Here is a 3607-nt window from a genome sequence, read left to right as displayed (position 1 = left end):
GACTGATCACCTGCCAACCACGCTTCTCGGCCTCAGCCCGCAGATTCGGATCCGGATCGACCGCCACCGGATTCGCCACCTGCTCCAGCAGCGGCAGATCGTTCATCGAGTCGCTATAGAAGTAGCTGTCTTCCAACGAATACCCGGTCTCCTCCAGCCAGCGATTCAGGCGCGTCACCTTGCCTTCGCGGAAGCATGGCACGTCGGTGCTGCGCCCGGTGTAGCGGCCGTCCTGCATTTCGCATTCAGTGGCGATCAGCGTCTCGACGCCCAGGCGCTCGGCGATCGGGCCGGTGACGAAGCGGTTGGTGGCGGTGATGATCACCAGCTTGTCGCCGGCGGCGCGGTGTTTGGCCAGCAGTTCGATGGCCTTGGGCAGCATCAACGGCTCGATGCAGTCGCGCATGTAATCGTTGTGCCAGAGCGCGAGCACGTCCATCTCGGTGCGGCCGAGAATCTCCAGGCAGAAGTTCAGGTAGGCATCGTTATCCAGCTTGCCCGCCAGGTAATCCTGATAGAACTCGTCGTTGCGTGCCTTGTAGGCCACCGGGTCGAGGAAGCCGCGTTCACACAGGTAATCGCCCCAGGCGTGATCGCTGTCGCCGCCCAGCAGGGTGTTGTCCAAGTCGAATAAAGCCAGCCGCATTGCAGTTACTCGCTGAAAAGTCTGTAGAAAGGCGTCCAGAATACGGACTTTTCACCAGAGTGCACATAAGGTAAGACGGCGCGTTGCTGCCTTCACGACCTTTGTGGAACAATGCGGCGACATGCGTTTGCGAGGTTGTTGCCGTGATCGACCCCGATGGTTTTCGTCCTAATGTCGGGATCATTCTTACGAATGATGCCGGCCAGGTCCTATGGGCTCGCCGAATCAATCAAGATGCCTGGCAGTTTCCTCAAGGCGGGATCAACCCCCAGGAGACGCCGGAAGACGCCTTGTACCGCGAGTTGAACGAAGAAGTAGGCCTGGAACGCGAAGATGTTGAAATACTCGCCTGCACCCGGGGCTGGTTGCGCTATCGTTTGCCGCAACGTCTGGTCAGGACGCACAGCCAGCCGCTGTGCATCGGCCAGAAACAGAAGTGGTTTCTCCTGCGCCTGATCTCCAACGAGCAGCGGGTGCGGATGGATTTGACCGGTAAACCGGAGTTCGATGGCTGGCGCTGGGTCAGCTATTGGTATCCGCTGGGCCAGGTGGTGACATTCAAGCGCGAGGTGTATCGACGCGCTCTCAAAGAGCTTGCCCCGCGCCTTTTAGCGCGCGACTGACGACGGAGTTCGACCCCGAGCCATGCTCAATACGCTGCGCAAGATCGTCCAGGAAGTTAACTCCGCCAAGGATCTCAAGGCGGCGTTGGGGATTATTGTGTTGCGCGTCAAAGAGGCCATGGGCAGCCAGGTCTGCTCGGTCTATCTGCTTGACCCCGAGACCAACCGTTTCGTGCTGATGGCCACCGAGGGCTTGAACAAGCGCTCGATCGGCAAGGTCAGCATGGCACCCAATGAAGGTCTGGTCGGCCTGGTCGGCACGCGTGAAGAACCCCTGAACCTCGAAAACGCCGCGGATCACCCGCGCTACCGCTACTTCGCCGAGACCGGTGAAGAGCGCTACGCCTCGTTCCTCGGGGCGCCGATCATTCACCACCGCCGCGTCGTCGGCGTGCTGGTCATCCAACAGAAAGAACGCCGCCAGTTCGATGAAGGTGAAGAAGCCTTCCTCGTGACCATGAGCGCGCAGCTCGCCGGCGTTATCGCTCACGCCGAGGCCACCGGTTCCATCCGCGGCCTGGGCCGTCAGGGCAAGGGTATCCAGGAAGCCAAGTTCGTCGGCGTGCCGGGTTCGCCGGGCGCGGCGGTCGGTACCGCGGTGGTCATGCTGCCGCCGGCCGATCTGGACGTGGTGCCTGACAAGACCATCACCGACATCGACGCCGAACTTGCGTTGTTCAAGACCGCCATCGAAGGCGTGCGCGCCGACATGCGTGCGTTGTCCACCAAGCTCGCCAGCCAGCTGCGCCCGGAAGAGCGCGCGCTGTTCGACGTCTATTTGATGATGCTCGACGATGCGGCGCTGGGCAGCGAAGTAACCACCGTGATCAAGACCGGGCAATGGGCCCAGGGCGCCTTGCGTCAGGTGGTGACCGATCACGTCAACCGCTTTGAACTGATGGACGACGAATACCTGCGTGAGCGGGCGTCGGACGTCAAGGACCTGGGTCGCCGGCTTCTCGCCTACCTGCAGGAAGAGCGTCAGCAGAATCTGGTCTATCCGGAAAAAACCATCCTGGTCAGCGAGGAGCTGACACCGGCCATGCTCGGCGAGGTGCCGGAGGGCACGCTGGTCGGACTGGTGTCGGTACTCGGTTCGGGTAACTCGCACGTCGCGATCCTGGCCCGGGCCATGGGCATTCCGACGGTGATGGGCCTGGTCGACCTGCCATACGCCAAGGTCGACGGCATCGAACTGATCGTCGACGGTAACCGTGGCGAGGTGTACACCAACCCGGGCGATGTACTGCGCAAGCAGTTCGCCGAAGTGGTGGAAGAAGAGAAACAGCTAGCCCTGGGCCTCGATTCCCTGCGCGACCTGCCGTGCGTGACCACCGACGGCCACCGCATGCCGTTGTGGGTCAACACCGGCCTGCTGGCGGACGTGGCCCGGGCGCAGAAGCGCGGCGCCGAAGGTGTCGGCCTGTACCGCACCGAAGTGCCGTTCATGATCAACCAGCGTTTCCCGAGCGAGAAGGAACAGCTGGCGATCTACCGCGAACAATTGGCCGCGTTCCACCCGCAACCGGTGACCATGCGTACCCTGGACATCGGTGGTGACAAGGCGCTGTCGTACTTCCCAATCAAGGAAGACAACCCGTTCCTCGGCTGGCGCGGCATTCGCGTCACCCTCGACCACCCGGAAATCTTCCTGGTCCAGACCCGCGCCATGCTCAAGGCCAGCGAAGGCCTGAACAACCTGCGCATTCTGTTGCCGATGATCTCCGGCACTCACGAACTGGAAGAAGCCCTTCACCTGATCCACCGTGCCTGGGGCGAGGTGCGCGACGAAGGTTGCGACGTGCCGATGCCGCCAGTGGGCGTGATGATCGAGATTCCGGCAGCGGTGTACCAGACCAAGGAACTGGCGCGGCAGGTGGATTTCCTGTCCGTCGGCTCCAACGACCTGACCCAGTACCTGCTGGCCGTTGACCGTAACAACCCGCGGGTGGCCGACCTCTACGACTACCTGCACCCGGCGGTGCTGCAAGCGCTGCAAACCGTAGTGCGTGACGCCCATGCCGAAGGCAAGCCGGTGAGCATCTGCGGCGAGATGGCCGGTGATCCGGCGGCGGCGGTGCTGTTGATGGCGATGGGTTTCGACAGCCTGTCGATGAACGCCACCAACCTGCCGAAGGTGAAGTGGATGCTGCGTCAGATCAATCTGAGCAAGTCCAAGGAGTTGCTGGCCGAGTTGATGACCATCGACAATCCTCAAGTTATCCACAGCTCGCTGCAACTGGCGCTGAAAAAACTGGGGCTTTCGAAGATGACCAATCCGGCTTCGGTCAAGGCTGTCTGAGACTGTACCGGCCTCTTCGCGGGCAAGCCTCGCTCC

3 protein-coding genes are annotated in these 3607 nt (G+C 61.8%); 2 read left to right on the top strand and 1 reads right to left on the bottom strand.

The window, feature by feature from the left end:
- A partial coding sequence (locus tag K9857_RS29970; RefSeq protein ID WP_224542140.1) for an HAD family hydrolase occupies positions 1–646 on the bottom strand: 646 nt, incomplete at its 3' end.
- Between the two features lie 143 nt (positions 647–789).
- On the opposite strand from K9857_RS29970, the gene K9857_RS29965 reads away from it, so the two are divergent.
- Both K9857_RS29965 and ptsP read left to right on the top strand, forming a co-directional pair.
- A complete protein-coding gene (locus K9857_RS29965; protein WP_007897732.1) occupies positions 790–1269 on the top strand; it encodes an RNA pyrophosphohydrolase in 480 nt (159 codons plus the stop codon).
- A gap of 22 nt (positions 1270–1291) precedes the next feature.
- The gene (gene ptsP / locus K9857_RS29960; RefSeq protein ID WP_224542138.1) at positions 1292–3571 is read left to right on the top strand and encodes a phosphoenolpyruvate--protein phosphotransferase; all 2280 of its coding nucleotides are present in this window, start codon (positions 1292–1294) and stop codon (positions 3569–3571) included.
- Positions 3572–3607 lie beyond the last annotated feature (36 nt).

It is taken from the genome of Pseudomonas sp. REP124 (assembly GCF_020164475.1).
Classification (GTDB): domain Bacteria; phylum Pseudomonadota; class Gammaproteobacteria; order Pseudomonadales; family Pseudomonadaceae; genus Aquipseudomonas.
This window is presented reverse-complemented; position numbering and strand designations above follow the sequence as displayed.

Bases quoted from the DNA above. Each gene is read 5' to 3' on its own strand.
- ptsP (WP_224542138.1), top strand. From the start codon at position 1,292: ATGCTCAATACGCTGCGCAAGATCGTCCAGGAAGTTAACTCCGCCAAG.